The sequence below is a fragment of the Phormidesmis sp. 146-33 genome (assembly GCF_052939515.1).
Genome location: NZ_JBJPHU010000053.1, coordinates 27,648 through 43,852, shown reverse-complemented (window position 1 = coordinate 43,852; position 16,205 = coordinate 27,648). Strand labels below are relative to the sequence as shown.

Here is a 16,205-nt window from a genome sequence, read left to right as displayed (position 1 = left end):
TGAGGGATGAGGGATGAGGGATGAGGGATGAGGGATGAGGGATGAGGGATGAAGCAGTGAGTTGTATTCTCGGATGAAGTTACTTAAGCTGTCAACTTGCTTGATTCTTCATCGCTGATTAAGCTATGAATTCGATTAGGTTTTTGGTGACTTTTAAAACGCATTGCTGAATCCAATCTGAATCGTTGATGAAAGTCCGAAAGTCCCCCACAAGTGGTAGGGTTGATTTATTCTAGGGAGAGAAAAGCGAACAGCCGATTCCCTCATTAGTTGCTAAGAACCATCCAAATGAAAGAATCAGGGTTTTGGGTTTCCTTGATTTTCCCTTAATCAGAATGAATCAGCCCTACCCCACAAGTGGGGGGTTGGGGGGCACAAGCTTCAAGCAGCGCAGCGAAAAAACTTGTCGAGCAGCGAAAAAACTTGTCGAACTGATGTCTTCTTAGATTACAAACGCTTTGATAACGCTTTGTCGTCCTAATGCAATTTTGATGCTAAAGGTTTCGCCGATCGTGCCAGTAAACCTTAGTTGAATCATATCAGTATGGCGAGATTGGGCCTGCATCGCTGCACAGTCTTCTGCATCCAATACAATCACTTCTAGTCCAGCGGGTAAGTAGGTTTGACGATCAAGGGGACACACTCTGATCCAGACTTCCATCCATTCAGTGTCAGTAGGAATCACGCCGACTAAAAGCGCGACGAATATTTCTTCTAAGCCAATTCCCAGATTCAGCATCTTACTACGAATTACAGGCGACTCGACTGCTTGAAGCTGACTGGTTCCTCGAAAATTGAGAATAGGCTGTTGTCCAAAACATTCCTCTAGGGTTTGCCAACCTGCTTCGATCGTGCCCTCTAGCCAGCGACTCAAGTGTGTGGGTGCTTCGGGTTCTGACTGCTTTAAACGATCGAGTAACTCATCCAGCGATCGTAGCTGTGCGATCGACACGGTTTCAGTGGTCACCTGAGCAGTAAACCCTAGCAAAACGGCTTCTGTCAAAGCTTGATCAAACTGTACGGCAACATAGCCAATCCGGTCACCCCAAACTTCGGCGGGGATTTGACAAGTCACTTCGTTGGGCAAGACCGATCGACACTCTAATCGACCTACTCCCGTAACCATCAGGTCTGCAACATTCGATAACGCTTGCATCACCGGATTCCAGCTATAACTTTCTGATAGCTCCGTCGCAATCCCAAACCAACTTAAGTAAGCCTGCACTACTTGAACTGCCAAAGTATTCAAATAGACCTGCTTTGCCTTGTGAGGATGCTCTTGACGAAAGCGATCGGCTATTTCACGCGCTCTCAGCGTTATAGGAATCGTCACTGTTGCCTGATCGACTGTAGTAGAAGGATTCATGTTGCAATTAGCTCCGTTATAGGAATGAAGGTGTTGAGATGGATTCGGCTAGTTAACTGACAAAACTTTTTGCTTGATGGCTCAAGCCATAGTTACTAGAACTTTGTAGCTCAACTGATTTTGAAGCCCCCAGAATTGGGGGGTTGGGGAGGCAGAAGCTTGACATCGAAGCGAAAAAACTTCATCAAATTCACAGTGGTATAGTATCTAGCTTGCATAATCCGGTCGATAGATCCTCACGTCTCAAGACAAGTAGGCTCTTAACTGAGGCGCAAACTTTGTCAGACATCGTTGATAAAAGCTGCTGAGAGTCGGAATGCTAATGCCTAGTTCTAAAGACAGATCTTGCCAGGAATAGCCCGCAAGTCGTCTCAGTGCGAGAACTTGAAAATTGGCTGCTGGCCTACGATCGATAAACGTAGCGCGAAATTTACCATCTGGGTCTTCTTCCAAACACTGTTGGACTTGTTGGGACGGCAAAGGTACTAATTGGGGATTGACTTCGCTGGGGTTGCTGTGGTCGAGATCTTCCAAGGTCAAACAAATGACCCGACGCGGATCAATTCCTTTGGGTAAAGTTGGCAAAATGTCTCGGCTGGCTTCGATAAAAAACTGGCGATCGAGCAAAAAATTCACCCATTGCAGCACTTCTCCCCGGTGGGGTTGGTAAGCATCAATCTTTTCGCACAAATGGACAAACAATCGCTGTACCGCTTCGGCATAGATTTCGTCGTAGAATCCTTGAAACTGCGATCGACGGGGACGTACTAGCTTTTTTGACTGCTGGAGCGCCCGAATTAACTGAGATAGTGCGCGCTGACGGAGGCGACTTTTGGGCGGATGGTGTTGAGCGGCGATCGCCATCTGCTTTAACTGTTGGTCAAGCAAGGATGGGTCAAGCAATTGACTCGATGATGTCTGTGTTCCAGTCATATCGGCAAGATGCGTGCAGGGGCTTGAGGCGATCGAGCTTCCTCGTTTGTGAGGAATTCTGTCACCCTACATCACTCTTAGAAATTTTAGGCAGTTTTTATGCAAGATCGATAATTTTTTTCTAAATTCACGCGAGACCGATGAGAGTGACTCGCTTCGTTTCAATCGGCTTCAGCCCCCTAAATCCCCCACAAGTGAGGGACTTTGAACGAGAAATATTGTCTCAAAGTCCCCCAAAATTGGGGGGTTGGGGGGCAGAAGTGCTGAATAACGAAGCGAGAAAATTCCATCGAATTCACGTTAAATTCACGCGAGATCGATGAAGTCTTTCGCTACTATCCATCCGAAAACGCCCCCCAAATCGCCGACGAGTGAGGGACTTTGAATCAAAACGCTTGTCTAAAAGTCCTTCAAAATTGGCAGACTGGCAGGCAAAAGCTCTAAGCAACGAGGCCAGAAAACTCTACTGAATTCACGTCTACTCAATCAAATCTTGAAAGTCCCCCCAGAATTGAGGAATTTAGGGGGCGAGGGTCGGTAGCAAGTAACCGCTTGTGCCCACAACGTGGGGCAAGTCGGCGGTAACCCCCCAGATCTGCTCTGACTATTACCCACAAGTTCGGCTTTCACTAGACGGGAGCAGGGCATGAATACGAGCAGAAAAGTTAGCCTCAGTAGATCGATAAGTTTAGATCGTCAGCGGTAAGAAAATGGTTCGACGCACTGGAAAGCGCTGCTCAACGGCCTGCACCAAGAACTCCAGCATCGTTTTGAGCGGGAAGCGGTCGCGATAGACTCGTCGCACACCGGAGCCGCGATGACTGACAAAACACCACAGCAAATAGATCCATAAATTGACGATGACTCGCTTATTTCGAGCAATCACATAGACGGTGGCATAGGCAAAGAAAGAAGTCGTGCCCGATTTGGCGTGAGAACGGTAGATATAGGGCAACTCTGTCGCGGTGGGGGTGCCATAGTACGGAATCCAGATGCAGGTCGATTGCCAATCGCTGCTTGCCCCCGCGAATCCGAGATGGGACTCGGCTTTGCAACGCTTGATTCAGTTGCGCTTCCAACGCTTCCATATCGTTGAGTTTGTCGAGATGATAGCGAATCGTATTGCCCGTGGGAACACCTGTTAACTGTTGGGTTGTATGCTCAATGCTGTCTTGTTTACTAGAACTCGATTTCAAGAATTTTACTGAATGGAGGCTAAGGGGATCGACTCTATGCAGCTTCCTAAAGAATTGGTATTAGACAGTATTCTCTGTACTTACGGTGTCGCGATCGCTTCATCTGCCACCGTCTCTAGCTCGATCGCTTTCAACAATTCCGCCCAGGTAGAATCTCTCGGATTGGTACGACGCAGTTCAGCCGCAGTCGCCAAAGCATCAAACCAAAAACCATTGGTCGCATACAGCCTGACTTGTTGTTGGAGCGTTGCCGTTTTGAGTTTCTGAGTCACATCAGACGGAAGCGTTTCGCGTTGAATCCAACCATCGACAAAGGAATCTGGTGGCGAAACCGATCGGCAGTACAGCTTAAAAAACCAGTGGTAGCGCTTGCTAGCTTGTAGCGGAGCCACCGTTGCGGGTAGTTTCAAACTCAAGACCCCTGCGGTTTTGGGCAGCGCTACATTTGATTGGTAAATCGAGTTGCCGTTTTGATCTTGCAAAACAAACGTTGCAGTTGATAAGGAACGGTATGGCACATAAAACCAAAACGTGGGATGTTCTGCCGCAGTTTTGCCAAACACCATTCTCAAACTCGCCGTCTTCTGGATTGGCACCAAAGCTATTAGCGGTTTAGATTCCTTAGAGGACTCCTCGACTCCACAGCCTCGGCTCCCTGCATCCGATCGCCGTCCGGGAACTCCTGTACTAGGGGGCGGATCAGCATTAAAGATAATCGAATCCTTGAGAACGGATGGCACCGACTGCGCCTGCCCCTGATGACCAGAGGAGGCAACTAGGAATGCGATCGCGAATAGAGTTGCTTGTTTGAGTCGAGTCATGGTTTTGTTGATGTATTAATGTGATTTCTGTGATTTCGGTCTTGAGTTGCGACAATAAGGACACCGCTGCCAATCATGAACACAAACACAGTCGGAACGAGCGGCACCCACTGGCCTTGTGTCAGCCCATAAAAACAGAGAACGCCCAAAACTCCCAGTGCCGTGACTTCTAGCCCAATCAGCCAGCGAACTGAGCGACATCGCCAGACCAAAACGCTACCCAGGACAGCCCAAGTCCAGACCCAAAGAATTTCTACTCGCCAGCCCCAACCCTCGATCGGTGCGCGTCCGTTCTCAACCGCACTAATCAACTGGCTCACCATCTGCGCCTGAATAAACACGCCCGGTATTCTCTCACCCTCTGGTGTTGTTAGATAGTCTTTGCTGCTCGGTGCAGTGACCCCAATTAAAACAATGCGATCGCTCACATCTTCTCGCTTTAGTCGCCCTGCCAAGACCTCTTTGAGCGTGACAGTAGGAGCCGGACTGCGGGAGGATTGAGAAAACCGATAGTTTAGTAGAATCTGATAGCCTGCGGTGTCTGCTTGTTGATAACCTCCGGTGTGCTTATGTAATCGCCGAAAAACCTGGTTGCCCAATTGCAAATCTCTCTGGGATGTATAGCGAGGAACAATCCCCTCAGCTTTGAGGTACTGAAATGCTAATCGAGTACTCAGCGCATAGGGGGTACTACAAGCGGCTCCTGGAATCCGATCCATAAATAGCAGATGGCGACGAAGTACAGTATCTGCATCGGTGATGACATCGCTAAACCCCTGACGATCGCTCGGTAGATTGGGCATCGGAGCAATTTCGGGGTAGTTCGCTTCTGGATCGGCAACTTTGCAAATCGCGAAAAAATTGGGCTGATTCAGGTTGGCGGCTAGTTGGGTTGATAGTGGATCAAGGGGAAAATCACGATAGACATCCAAGCCGATCGCGCGAGGTTTGAGCAGGGTCAGGGTGTGCAAAAGTTTTGTCAGCGCCAGGTCTGAGAGTGATCCTTTGCGTTGTGCCTGCTCCGGTAGTTTCAAATCATCCTCAGTGATGGCGACAATGAGAATACGCTGGTCGGGCGGTTCTGAGGGGCGCAGTCGCAGAAGTTGATCAAAAGCTTGTAGTTCCCAGGACTGTAATCCTCCCAGGTGGCGAATTCCGAGTACGAAAGCGGTGGCGATCAGGCTCGTGAACACGATCGCTTGCCAGGAATGGTAAACCTTATTGGGATGTACTTGATTAGGATCTACTTGATTAGGATGTACTTGATTGGGATGTACTTTCTGAGTTCCACACCAGTCCTGCCAAGTAGATGGTTCTACGGCTGGATTTTGACACAAGACGGGCAACCATGAGGCACCCGGAAACTCATCTTCTAACCCCTGTAACTGCCGACGAGCCTGCCGCACCGCTAAGTAGAGAGATAAGTGCTGTTTGGCGAATGCTTCTAAAAAATGCTTAAAAAATTCCTGAGCGACTTGATTGGCAACAGGCTCTCGCATCACAATCACTTGAGGAATCTGTAATCTACTCAAGGCAGCCGCTAACCCTAACCCATCACAGGAATTAAAAATTGCCAGCTTTAGGCCATTGCTGACTGCCCCCTCGATCGCAGCCTCAAACTGTTCGATCGTCAGACTGTTGTGCTGCAAATTCTCATTGATATAAATGCGTCCCGTCTGGCTCTCTTTTTGACCTTCTGTCTGGCTGTGCCCTGCAAAAAAGAGCATATCCCACCCTGGTTTAGCCCAAAGCTGCTGGTTAAATTCTTGACGAGACGGATTCACCAAAAACTGAGTTTCTGCATCGTTTAGCGCCTTGAGAAATTGCCCGTCGCGCTCTAAGTTAATGCCCTGACTGTTGCCCAAAACAGCTAACACTCTGGCTTTTTTGCGAGGGGTGGGCGGAGTCGCGTGATGAAACTGATATTGTGAGCAACTCAACGCCATTTCTGCTTGGGGATAGTCTCTAAAGAAATCCCAGCGCTGCCAGGGTAGTCGTCGCAACAGTTCATCATCAGTCTCAATTACAATTCGGGCTTCCTCCAAGGGCGTGAGTTGCGATCGCAATTGTCGCTCGATCGGCAGAAAGGTTTCTGACTGTAGCCAGGTATTTAGGGCATCCTGTAAGCTTTGGCAAAGTTGCTCAAAACTGACCTGAGAGATGTTGGTAATGCCAATTTCATCAATTTCTAGCTCATCGTCAAGGTCATGGCTGGCTCCCGTGATCGAACGTAAGGGGCGGCGATCGCACAGACTTTGATAGAGTAACCGCCAGTCTCGGTATAGGTTTATGACGGCAGGGGCGGCGGGTAAACTGCCTACAAACTGCTCTGGTCGAGAGCGTCCTGCCCACACTTGAGCCGTGACTCTCGGCAAGCCACTATACAAGTCTCCAGCTCCTAGATGGATCACAACCGACTTGGGCATTTGCTAATCTCAGTCAGAGTATAGGTCTTCTCAAGGTCAGATTTGTTGAGCGAAGCAACTTTAGTATGGAGCAAAGCGTGAGTATGGAGCAAAGCATGTCTACAAATGTCCATCAAGGGAGTGTCTGCCCGTTTTTCATGACAAGACTTTATATCAGCCCTCTCAGAATAAGCTCAGATTCAACTCCTCTACTCACCCAGAGCAGTGATTGTTCACATCATAATCTGATTTAAAGCTCAAAGTTTTCCTCAATCGTTTCGCCATCCAGATGAATGACAACACTAAAACGAGTTCCTGGTCTACCTTTGACTGGTTTTAGTTGAATGTAGTTGTCCTGGCTCCTTGAAGTTACTTCTTGCAGTGTTTTACCTGTGGGCGATCGCAAGCTCAATTTGAGATCTGGGATCAAGTATCGAGCTTCTCCTGTGGGATGCAGTTGTACTAACACCCCCAACTTTCCTTCTGCTTCTGAAGTGACATTCACTAGGAGCGCAACGCCTTGTTGTCCAAGCTGTACACCCAGGTTAATTAACTTTCCTCGTTTTGCTCCTGACTCGGTGCTACGGGTCGTTAAGGCAAAATAAGCTTCGGGGTTGATTAATTGGTCGATCGTTTGCCAATTTTGATCAAAAGCATCCTGAAGCCATTGAATCAATTTTGTAGTTGTCTGGGTGAGCGTGACTAAAGATGGGTCTGAGGCTGCCCGAACTGGTAAAGGAATCGCGGCAGGTTGTAAAGAACGACAGTAAAACAGCAAATGATTAGGTTCAGCATCGAGTAACGAAAGGGGTAGCTGGTAGAAATCGCTTTGTACCCGATAGCGCGCGCGGTAGTTCATCAGTTCATCAAAACGCAGAAAGCCTCGCACCATAACCAATGCTTGCTCTTCTGACACCTCATGCACAACATAGAAATGGGCGGCTAGTTCAGGGTGCTCGACCAGAGCTTGAGGAATTTGCACGCTCTCATCTAGCACATGTTCGACGGCAATCAGACAGAATTTGAATCCGTTCACCTCAAGGTAACATGACCGAATCGAGCTATTGGGTGGAGTTTGCGCTAATCGGTTAATCGCGTGTTCGGGTAGTCGATCGCTCAACCATTGCTCAAAACTTAGCAGCGCTAGTGCATTCAAATAGCTTTGCCATTGTTGCTCCTCAGAAGCGGCACTGCCCATCAGTTTTGCTTGTTCAATTTGTTCAGGCTCCAGCCAGATTACCTCCGGCGGCAATTGTCTAGAACTCATCGGGAAGCTAGATAAGTTAGTCATGGGGTTGTTCTCTTTAGTCTCAATGTATTTAGATGAACGCGAAGCTGTTGTGCGTAGACGCTATTGAATGAGCGACTTTTACCCGCTCTCATTTCTTCTACGGCCTCTTGAAAGATTTCCTGATCGGCAACGGCTTCTACTTGCTCTGCCAAAGTTCTCAAGTAGTTCGGTTCGGGAGGGGTGTGGGCAAATCCCTTTTGCTGCGCCTGTTTTAACAAACGATCGAGTACCTGTTGTACCGTCAGCGCCCGCACCTTACTGAGCAAGTCTCCAGGATTTAGAATGCGTCTGGCTTGATCCCAACTGCTCATTCCCAACCTTGGGGCAATCTCTCTGAGAGACAAGCCCTGATCATAGTAGAGTTGCAAGCCGGGAATAAACTGAGCCGCCAGAGGTGCGTACTTTTTGCTGTGTTCTAAAGCGGTGGTGCGATCTCTGACTTCCTGAACAATTCCGTCAATCAGTGCCCGGTTGAGTTGTTGATGAAAAAACGTCAGTAGCTCTTGCTGCTCTAGATCTAACTCGTCCACATCGCTGCTTGGTAGATCTGACCGAATGGTGTCACGCCCAGTTTCAGAATCGTGGACTTCTAGCGGGACGCGATGTGACCAGATATCGTACTGCCTGAGTTGTACTGCCACCCGTTTTAAGGTCTGCATCAACTCACTAGTTGTAAAAATCACTACAGACTGCAACATTGCTATCATTTCTTGCAGTTGCTCAATCGAGGGGTCGGGACACCGCTTAACGCCCGTAGCTTGCTTGCGACGATCGCGCCGATAAACTTGATGAAACACCCCAACTAGAGAACGATCGCGCTCTGATAATCGCTCTAGCTGGTGGGGTCTGGCTCGATTTAATAGCGCCCAATCACTGAGATGCTGAAATCCAAATTCTGCTAAAAACTGTTTGAGTTCTGTGTTCTGTTTGGTGCGTAGAAAGGCCCAATTGTCTAAACTCAAGCTGGACTGACCGTCAGAATTAAACGTCCGCAACACATCAACCGAAAAAAACTGATACGCCGTCGGCTGGGGAGGTTCGTCGCCCATTACCAGTAATTGAGCTTTGCGATCGCGATCCAGAATCACGAATGTTTTTCCATCATCATTCAACACAAAGGGCAGTAAGTCGCGGTATGTGAACGATTTCTCGCTGCCAAATAGACGGTCGATCGTGTGGCAAGCTTTGAGAATTGAGGCAGACACATAACATCTGAGACAAAGCCCAGCTTGAGCCTGAGTCTTGGTCGTCTCAGTGGCGTTGGGATAAAAATAGGACAGTAAAGCAGATTGAATGCCTCCATCTTGAGAACTAGAGAGATTTTGGACAAACTCTTGTGCTGAGGGAATCAAACAGTTTTTATACCCCAACTTTTCACTAGCAGGACTAACACACCAAATGCTTTCGTATCTCGATGAAGCAGTCATAGAGTTTACGCCCCCTAAGAATTCCGAAAGTTTTTGCCTGTCCACGTTGGTCAATAGATGCCAACCCGATCAACTGATGCAGATCTAGCAGTATTTTAATCTGAATTGACAGAGGACTATTGATAAAACGCTTACAGTAGAAAAAGGCGGCACGAGTAAGTTAACGATCGAGTCCGAAGAGTTTTTGACGGACAATGCTAACAGTCGATACATGAACATTGAGTCATCTCAGCCTTAACCTCCTCAAAAGCAACTGTTGTCTGAACAATAATCCATTCATAGAAAAGTTCTATTAACTTCATGAATCTTTGAAGTGGCTATTTCCGCCTGTCATGTTCACCGCTTAATTGCATCAGTTCACATTGACATCTACTAACTCAATGTAGCGGAGCAAGTCCGATTTGGAATCAACCAATTCAATCATTCAACCATTCAACTCACCAAGAGCCTTCATTATGAGACTTACCTATCGCGGTAATGCTTACAACGTACCTGCCACTATCAAAGCCCTCGTGCAACTAGCTGGCGCTATCAAAACTCAGCGGAGGCCTAAATGTGAGGTGACTCAAACACTCTGAAACCATTCATTTCCACGCAGTACAGCCCAACTCACCAAGCTACTATTGCCCGATCGAAAGCACCAAACTACAGTTCTGCAACGGCGCATTCAACGTCTGAATCGAATCTGGCAGCTAGATTCCAGCAAAAATCTATCTTAATTCACGACGTAACTACTCAGGGTGGAATATTGAGAGAATAAGATTTTGAATAAAGCACTTGGCAGCGCGTCTAGAACCTTGAGAACCTAACCCTAACAATCTACATCGTTCAAGAGACTACGAGAAACTTAGTTAATGGGAACTGCGATCGCGCTTTGTTCTTCTAGTCCCAACTTAAGGAGGCATCTACAATTCAGTCACGAGGTCTGCTCTCTATAGATTGTCTCGCTAGTAAAACGATCGATTGCTGCTTATAGTCCACAAATCCATAGATCGGGGTCAGCGCCTGGGGATTTTTGCTGCTTGTTTCCCAGCGTTTTTGGTAGTTTTGAGGATCTAACTTCAACACTGTAAACTCCCCTACTTGTGGCTTGTCGATCGCGGTTTGTGCAATGTCACAGGGCAATGGCAAAACGGCAATTCCAGCACTCGTCGGAAACTTCTGCGGAAGGTCTAAAAACGCTTGTAGCTCTTTGTCCGCATTGGATAGGGAAGGGTCTACCGTCTGAGCCGCCTTGAGTCGCGCATCCCTGGCAATCTCGGCTTTTGAGCTTGTAGCAATCTCCCCTATCACTAGTTCAGAAACGGGTCTGGAGGCTCGATCGGAGAAGCGTTGATTGTTAGTTGCAGAAGAGGGATCAGCCTTGACTTGGGGACTCACACAACGAGCATCGGTAGTCGGTTGGCTTGAAGATGCGGCGATCGCAGAAGTAGGCGCAAACGTCTCATTAGAAAGAGTTGGAGGCAGCGAAGGAGTTGGCAGGCTCGCAGAGGGCGTGAGCGGCGAAGCCGTCAGAGCGGGGAGCGCTGGAGAAGACTTGGGAAGCAATCCCTTCAAGTTATCCGCCAGGGGTCGTTTCGAGTTAGTCGCGAGGAGTTGCTTTGAGTCACCCGTCAAGGGTTGCCTAATCACCGGAACTGTGGGAACTGGTAAAGGATCAGACAACGAAAGGGACTGCTGGACAAGTAGCTCCGAAGAAGACTGAACTGGAGCCGCAGAGGATTTTTGGGGGGGTGCGTCTTTAGGTTTTTGGCGAGATTTTGCTGGAGTCGATCGTGATTGGGGAATAACTTCGGGTGGAGCAACTTGGGGCAGGGTCTTTTTGGGTTTGGGGGTCTTTTTGACTTCGGGTTGAGTTGTATTTTGTGGAGACTGAGATTTAGAATTGTTGGCTAAACTAGCAATCACAATGCCAGAAATCAGGGTTACTCCTAAAACACTACCGCCCGCTAGATAAAAGGGTAAAAGATTTCTTGAAGTAGAGGCTTCCGCAGTGTCTGGGGTGAAGTAAGCAGGCTGTTCTACATCTTCGTAGTAGTAGCGAAAATAGGTGATTGGCCCCTGCTGTATTGTCTCATAGGGAGCTTTTGTGGTTTCGGACACTGTGTCATCGTTCGTCGGAGTCGTTGTTTCGCTAGAAGATTCTTTTTTGAATGCTGTTTTTTGAGCGATCGTATTCATCACAGGGTCTTGAGGACTAGTGACTTGTTCAAGGCTGCTATCCTGCGGTTCTTTGGACTGATCAAACTCAGTCATCGTGGGCAAGCTCCTGAAATTACTGCGATCTTCTAGTCCAGACGGAGCGATCTTTGTTGGTCTTTGGGTAATTCGAGCGAGGCGGCGATCGTGCCACATGGAGCTAATTGCTCTCTTTGAGATCGAGTTCATATCAGTCCAACGCTTCTCCACCACAGGGATATATTCAACGCTATTTTCACTGACCAGATGAGTCCGATGCTATCCGTTTATTGTTACAGACCTTGTACGGAGAATCAGGAAGATTTATAGAAGGGGAAAGCAATGCTATCTATCCGAGTTTGGTAGCTTGCGAATAAGATTTTTAGTTGTAGCTACTCTCCTGTCTATGGATGAATTTGATTGTCTCAAGATGCTCCATGAAAGTGATATGTGCTGCTAGTCAGCGTGGCTGGTTTTGCAGTATCAAAAATGTATTTCTTCTTACGGTGAATGCTGCCCTAAATCTTGCTAACTTGGCTTAGTCGATCCCCCTGGTAGAATAATAGCTATGACAGTACCAGTCAGTACAATTTCGGAAAAGGCTTTATCGAAATTACACAAAGATGTACAATGCCACTCAATCAATAAAAGTGAGACAAGTTGGTAAATTCACTTTAATCAGGTTTCTTCATCAGGACTAAAGTCACCACCTTATATAAGGAGGAAGTTGACTTGAACAGGGACGCGCCTTAAGTAACCGAGAACACAGTCACGCTGAGAAATAAACAGAGGCGATCGAGATACCTCCATAGATCCTAAAAAACTTCTGGATTAGTATTACAGGCTACTTTAAATAAACTCGATCGCAAGCTTGCACTTAAAACGACTCCTTTAACTGAAGCTCTCCAGCCTATCTGTGAGGACTGTTTACAAGCAGTTTGCGCGGTTTTCAAGTCCTTATTTCTTTTGGTCGTAGGAGTATACAGCTTTTTGACGCTTAACCTCTTAGCCTCTAAGTATAAAGCCGTAAAACTTCGGTACTTTGGCTAATTTATTCTTATTTGTAGAAAAGCTCCGGAATACACGCAGTGGCTCAGTAACTAGTTGTGGGAAGACGACCATGTGCCAGTTTTCCTGCAACTTTGTTTTGATGGCGATATGGTTTGCGATCGAGACAAAGTGCTCGTCATACCCATTATTCAACACTTAGGGATTCTCCAAACGTTCAGTTGGCTCTGGTTGCGATTATGACCTTAGTGACCTGGTTACGGTTACAACGCTGAAACTTTCTAGCCTTAAACTGTCTCATGAAGGATTTACGCCCCATTCGACCTGTTTGCAGAAGCACCCTTGTTGTAAGTCAGCGAGATAGTCTGTGTTGGCACTGGCTGATCGCGATGAGTCAACCTTTGCTCTTGACATTGTTACTAAGTGCAGTTTTGTTTCCTGCCACGATCGCGCATGCTGCCAAGCCGATGCCTCCTTCTCAACCTGCTTCTACCTTGGAGTCGGATGGCTATGTGTTAGGAGCGGGCGATCGGGTTCGAGTTGAGTTCTTTAGTGTGCCGGAGTTTAGCGGAGAATATTTAGTGTTGCCCAATGGCACAATTAACTTTCCTCAAGCTGGGGCGATTGTTGTTCAGGGTAAAACGTTAAGACAGGCATCTGATGAGATTGTGGCGCGGTTTACGCCTTATTTAACACGCCCGATCGTCACCCTCAGTTTGACCGTCTCACGCCCAATTACGGTAGTTCTTGCAGGAGAAATCAACCGTCCTGGCTCTTATACGATCGGCAATGAGACCGTCCCAAATCTGACGCGCACCTTGCAGCTTGCCGAAGGGGTGACTCAAGCAGCAGACTTACGACGGGTACAGGTGCGACGGCGATCGACGACACCTGATCAAGATGAAGTCTTAACCGTGGACTTGTGGCAGCTTTTGCAGGCGGGCAACACTCGTCAAGACCTGCGACTGCGGGATGGTGATAGTGTTTACATTCCCACTGCTACTAACGTCAATTTGGCAGAAGCTCGTCAACTCGCCAATGCTAACTTTGCTACGCGCAGCACTCGTCCACTCAAAATTGCGATTGTTGGTGAGGTCAGCCGTCCTGGCCCCTATACCATTAGTGATGCTGGAGGTGGGGGCAGTCAAGGGGTTAACCAATCTCAAGCAACCAGCGTGACAAAGGCAATTCAGATTGCAGGGGGCATTACTCAATCAGCAGATATTCGTAATATCCAGGTGCGTCGGCTGTCTGCTGGAGGAGTAGAGCAGCGAATCAAAATCGATTTTTGGCAACTGCTGTCGGCGGGGGATGTGCTGCAAGACTTACCTTTACAGGATGGCGACACGATCGAGATTCCCACCGCTACCGCAATGAATGATCAGGAAGTCACTCGAATTGCTGTGGCAAGTTTTTCACCCGATCGCGTTGCGGTCAACATTGTGGGTGAAGTAGAACGTGCCGGAACAGTCACCGTTGCGCCCAACACACCTTTAAATCAAGCACTACTAGCCGCAGGAGGCTTTAACAGTCGCGCTAGAAAACGATCAGTGACGTTAGTTCGCTTAAATCCCAATGGCACCGTGACTAAGCGTGATGTCTCCATCAATTTTGATCAGGGAGTCAACGAGCAAAATAACCCAGCGTTACGCAACAATGACACGATTATTGTTCGCAAATCGCCTTTGGCAGGCGTTACAGAAACGTTGGGTGCAATCACAGCCCCGTTTACAGGCATCTTTAGTTTCTTCCGCTTGTTTGGCTTGTAATACCAATTGGCGTTGCTGAATCAGGGGATGAATTGCCCAAATGCAAAGGGGAACTAACTATTCAAAGTCCCCCATTTAGGGAGATTTAGGGGGCGAAAAGATTAACAACTCCCACGCATTCATCCCTTCAATCAGCAACACCTACCAATTTACTCAAGTCCTTTTGATTCGCTGTTTCGTCTTTCTAAGAAGTTGGACTATTTGTTAAATTTTTGACAACAGTTCTTAGTCATGAGGTCACATTTTGAAGTGAGTTTATGGTTAATGCTTGTTATAAAACAACAGTGAGATGTAGTCTATAAACGAAGTCTTTAAAGGCGTAGATTACCCTGATAATCAGGCTTTGTGGTGCCAGTCTAGTAAACGAATCGACTGCTTTTGTATCGTCTCAGTGGAATTGCTGGTCGTGCTTTTACAGCAGGTTTGCTTAGATCGTGGAAGAATGTTCTAAAAGTATAAAACGCACTTTTGGATTATTAAGTTTACGTAAAAATAAGTAAAAACCGATGTGTCACTTCCCAAACTGGGTGATAATGCTCTGTAAGAATACCACTTAGTTAACGCTCCGAGCAATTACAGATTCACGCAGACCACCGCATCACTAATCGTGAATCTACATACAAGCCGTCTAAACTTTCTAACTTCAATTCAGGGGCAGTCTTAACTCTCAGTTTAATTTTACTTAGTGAGTCTGCGGTGATGAAGATTGCTCTGGTTCATGACTACCTAACCCAACGAGGTGGGGCAGAGCGAGTGTTTGAGCTACTCTGCAAACGATATCCTCAAGCCGATATTTTTACCTCTCTCTATGACCCCGATCGCACGATTGATTTAGGCACTCGATCAGTTAATACAACGCTACTCCAACAGATTCCAGGTGCAGCCCAACACTTCCGCATGTTAGCCCCGCTCTATTACCCAGCATTTCGCGCCCTTGATTTGAGTGACTACGACTTGATTATTAGTAGCAGTACCAGCTTTGCCAAATCAGTACGAAAGCGACCCAGTGCCTACCACATTTGCTTTTGCCACAATGTCACGCGGTTTTTGTGGGATACTCGCACCTATCTGCGGGAGTACTACAACTATCAACGCTTCTATCCGCTATTGCAAAAAATCTTTCACGTAATGCGGGATTTTGACCGCAAGTATGCTCAAGAACCTGACCTCTACATTGCTAACTCCACCATTGTTGCTCAACGGATTCGACAGATTTACGGCAAAGCTGCGATCGTGATTAACTACCCGATCGATACTAACTGCTTCCGATTTTGCGCTCACAAGGCAGACTTCTACCTCGCCTCGGCCCGTCTAATTAGCTACAAGCGTCTTGATGTAATTGTTGAAGCCTTCAACTGGTTAGAGCTACCTTTGCTGATCACGGGGGAAGGGCCCGAACGCGATCGCCTCCAGGCACGCGCTTCCAAAAACATTCAATTCCTCGGTCATGTCAGTGATGCAGAACGCCAAAACTTGATGGCAAATGCCCGCTCTGTTGTAGTAGCTGCGTTAGAAGACTATGGGCTAGTTCCAGTAGAAGCCAATGCCAGCGGTACGCCTGTCGTTGCCTACGGTGCGGGTGGCGTGTTGGATACTCAAATTCCAGGGCAGACGGGCGTATTTTTTAACCGTCAAACTCCCGAATCGCTGCAAACGGCGATCGTCGAAGCCAGAGACATCTCCTGGAACTATCAACAGATTCGAGATCATGTGGTGCGTCATTTTTCGGAGCCTGCTTTTTTTAGTCAAGTCGATCGCGTGATCAATCAGGTCGTGCCTTCTATTTAAGCCGCCTTGCCTCCCCACCTCTT

10 protein-coding genes are annotated in these 16,205 nt (G+C 47.6%); 2 read left to right on the top strand and 8 right to left on the bottom strand.

The annotated features are described in order from the left end of the window. Positions 1-442: 442 nt before the first annotated feature. From ACJ2PR_RS20385 to ACJ2PR_RS20350, 8 genes are all read right to left on the bottom strand, one after another. Complete coding sequence (locus tag ACJ2PR_RS20385; protein ID WP_446878337.1) at positions 443-1,366, bottom strand: DUF1822 family protein; 924 nt, start codon at positions 1,364-1,366, stop codon at positions 443-445. A 243-nt stretch (positions 1,367-1,609) separates the two neighbouring features. Continuing rightward, complete coding sequence (locus ACJ2PR_RS20380) at positions 1,610-2,299, bottom strand: sigma-70 family RNA polymerase sigma factor (protein WP_446867288.1); 690 nt, start codon at positions 2,297-2,299, stop codon at positions 1,610-1,612. A 688-nt stretch (positions 2,300-2,987) separates the two neighbouring features. Next, a complete protein-coding gene (locus ACJ2PR_RS20375; protein WP_446871713.1) occupies positions 2,988-3,254 on the bottom strand; it encodes a hypothetical protein in 267 nt (88 codons plus the stop codon). Positions 3,255-3,575: 321 nt separating this feature from the next. Beyond that, positions 3,576-4,316 carry a DUF928 domain-containing protein gene (locus tag ACJ2PR_RS20370; RefSeq protein ID WP_446871714.1) on the bottom strand — a complete coding sequence of 247 codons (741 nt, stop codon included), beginning with the start codon at positions 4,314-4,316 and terminating at the stop codon, positions 3,576-3,578. Further along, positions 4,313-6,742 (bottom strand): CHASE2 domain-containing protein, encoded by a 2,430-nt coding sequence (locus ACJ2PR_RS20365; RefSeq protein WP_446878336.1) that lies wholly within the window; start codon positions 6,740-6,742, stop codon positions 4,313-4,315. Before ACJ2PR_RS20365 ends, ACJ2PR_RS20370 begins: the two co-directional genes overlap by 4 nt. 229 nt (positions 6,743-6,971) lie before the next feature. Then, the gene (locus ACJ2PR_RS20360; RefSeq protein WP_446878335.1) at positions 6,972-8,012 is read right to left on the bottom strand and encodes a DUF1822 family protein; all 1,041 of its coding nucleotides are present in this window, start codon (positions 8,010-8,012) and stop codon (positions 6,972-6,974) included. After that, positions 8,009-9,439, bottom strand: a complete 1,431-nt coding sequence (locus ACJ2PR_RS20355) for a hypothetical protein (RefSeq protein WP_446878334.1) — start codon at positions 9,437-9,439, stop codon at positions 8,009-8,011. The genes ACJ2PR_RS20360 and ACJ2PR_RS20355 overlap by 4 nt, the downstream gene beginning before the upstream one ends. Before the next feature lie 912 nt (positions 9,440-10,351). After that, positions 10,352-11,827 carry a hypothetical protein gene (locus ACJ2PR_RS20350; RefSeq protein ID WP_446878333.1) on the bottom strand — a complete coding sequence of 492 codons (1,476 nt, stop codon included), beginning with the start codon at positions 11,825-11,827 and terminating at the stop codon, positions 10,352-10,354. A gap of 1,097 nt (positions 11,828-12,924) precedes the next feature. On the opposite strand from ACJ2PR_RS20350, the gene ACJ2PR_RS20345 reads away from it, so the two are divergent. Next, positions 12,925-14,394 (top strand): SLBB domain-containing protein, encoded by a 1,470-nt coding sequence (locus tag ACJ2PR_RS20345; protein ID WP_446878332.1) that lies wholly within the window; start codon positions 12,925-12,927, stop codon positions 14,392-14,394. A 699-nt stretch (positions 14,395-15,093) separates the two neighbouring features. Further along, positions 15,094-16,182: a glycosyltransferase gene (locus tag ACJ2PR_RS20340; RefSeq protein ID WP_446858310.1), complete on the top strand. Its 1,089-nt coding sequence runs from the start codon at positions 15,094-15,096 to the stop codon at positions 16,180-16,182. Positions 16,183-16,205 lie beyond the last annotated feature (23 nt).

Bases quoted from the DNA above. Each gene is read 5' to 3' on its own strand.
- ACJ2PR_RS20385 (WP_446878337.1), bottom strand. From the start codon at position 1,366: ATGAATCCTTCTACTACAGTCGATCAGGCAACAGTGACGATTCCTATA.
- ACJ2PR_RS20380 (WP_446867288.1), bottom strand. From the start codon at position 2,299: ATGACTGGAACACAGACATCATCGAGTCAATTGCTTGACCCATCCTTG.
- ACJ2PR_RS20370 (WP_446871714.1), bottom strand. From the start codon at position 4,316: ATGACTCGACTCAAACAAGCAACTCTATTCGCGATCGCATTCCTAGTT.
- ACJ2PR_RS20365 (WP_446878336.1), bottom strand. From the start codon at position 6,742: ATGCCCAAGTCGGTTGTGATCCATCTAGGAGCTGGAGACTTGTATAGT.
- ACJ2PR_RS20350 (WP_446878333.1), bottom strand. From the start codon at position 11,827: ATGAACTCGATCTCAAAGAGAGCAATTAGCTCCATGTGGCACGATCGC.
- ACJ2PR_RS20360 (WP_446878335.1), bottom strand. From the start codon at position 8,012: ATGACTAACTTATCTAGCTTCCCGATGAGTTCTAGACAATTGCCGCCG.
- ACJ2PR_RS20340 (WP_446858310.1), top strand. From the start codon at position 15,094: ATGAAGATTGCTCTGGTTCATGACTACCTAACCCAACGAGGTGGGGCA.
- ACJ2PR_RS20345 (WP_446878332.1), top strand. From the start codon at position 12,925: ATGAAGGATTTACGCCCCATTCGACCTGTTTGCAGAAGCACCCTTGTT.
- ACJ2PR_RS20355 (WP_446878334.1), bottom strand. From the start codon at position 9,439: ATGACTGCTTCATCGAGATACGAAAGCATTTGGTGTGTTAGTCCTGCT.